The organism is Rhizobium sp. BK538, assembly GCF_014197575.1.
GTDB lineage: Bacteria > Pseudomonadota > Alphaproteobacteria > Rhizobiales > Rhizobiaceae > Rhizobium.
The window spans coordinates 1-1,427 of sequence record NZ_JACIFT010000062.1; the positions used below are offsets into that span (position 1 = coordinate 1).

The 1,427-nt window shown below is 61.9% G+C and carries 1 protein-coding gene; it reads left to right on the forward strand.

The window, feature by feature from the left end:
* The first annotated feature begins 143 nt into the window (after nucleotides 1-143).
* Nucleotides 144-1,166, forward strand: coding sequence for an IS110 family transposase (locus FHX09_RS29355; protein ID WP_184451122.1), 1,023 nt, complete (start codon nucleotides 144-146; stop codon nucleotides 1,164-1,166).
* Nucleotides 1,167-1,427 lie beyond the last annotated feature (261 nt).

A 1,427-nucleotide genomic window follows, 5' to 3' on the forward strand; every position in this document is an offset into this window, starting at 1 on the left:
CACATGGGGTAATCGCGGGAGCGAGTCGCCCCTGATGGCCAGAAGTGGTCACGCTCTTGAAGAGCAGGTGGTTGTTCCCCGATAGGATGGAAGTACGGGCTCACGACTGGACGCCGGGCCCAAGCATCGAACGGAGAACAACCATGAGCGAATATATCGGTCTCGACGTGTCGTTGAAAGAGACGGCGATTTCTGTGCGGCGTGACGGCAAGAGGATCTGGCGTGGCAAATGCCCGTCTGATCCGAGCCTGCTTGCAGAAGTGCTCCGCAAACGAGCGCCGACGGCAAAGCGGGTGGTATTCGAGACCGGTCCTTTGTCGGTGTGGTTCTATCACGCCTTGAGCGCTGAAGGGCTTCCGGCGATCTGCATCGACGCCCGGCACGCCAAGGCGGCGCTCGACATGGCACCGAACAAAACCGACGCCAACGATGCCGATGGCTTGGCCCATCTGGCCGAGGTCGGCTTCTACCGCGAGGTGCGCGTGAAGGGCTATGACAGCATGCTGATCCGTACGCTGGTGGCCGCGCGGACCAAGCTGGTCAGGATCACGACCGAGCTCTCCAACCAGATCCGCGGGCTCATGAAGACGTTCGGGCTGGTCGTTCCTCCGAGCAAAGGCGGCAAGTTCGAAGACAATGTCCAGCGCCTGCTTGCCTGTCAGGAAGAGCTTGCCCGTATCATCCTGCCGGTTCTTGAAGCCTGGCGCAGCATGCGTGCCCGCGCCGCTGAGCTTGGGCGGCAGCTCATCGCCAGCGCACGGCAGAGCGAGGCCTGTCAGCTGCTGATGTCGATCCCCGGGGTTGGTGCGGTCACCGCAACTTCGTTCACGACCGCCATCGAGGATCCGGCCAACTTCAAAAAGTCGCGATCGGTCGGCGCTTGGCTGGGGCTGACCACGCGTCGCTACCAGTCCGGCGAGGTCGATTATGACGGCCATATCTCCCGGCGCGGCGACGCTCATTTGAGGGGACTGCTCTATGAAGCCGCGACCGTGATCCTGACGCGCAGCTATGCCGACAGCGACCTGCGCGCCTGGGGACTGAAGCTGAGAGAGAAGATTGGCTTCAAGCGCGCGGCTGTTGCCGTCGCACGCAAGCTGGCGGTCATCATGCACTCGATGCTGAAATCCGGCGAACTGTTCAACCGGGTGACCAGCATGGCCTGACACAGCAAGCTCATATGCGCCTGCCCTAAGGCGCATCGAGGCGTCCCTGCCGGGACGTGGAAGGGACCATTCCGCCGAGGCTGTTGCACCTTCGAGCCGCCGTGCCCGTAGCGTGCGCTTCACACTCTGGAAGGTTCACCCGCGAAGCCCCATCATGCGGCGATTTAATATCGACCGCGAAGACGACACTGCTCCCGGCAAACGACAGCTTCGATGTTCAAAAAAGGGCTTGCATTTTACCGCGCGATTAGACGACAGCCT

Excerpts from the sequence above, each read along its gene's own strand:
- FHX09_RS29355 (WP_184451122.1), top strand. The coding sequence starts at position 144 with ATGAGCGAATATATCGGTCTCGACGTGTCGTTGAAAGAGACGGCGATT.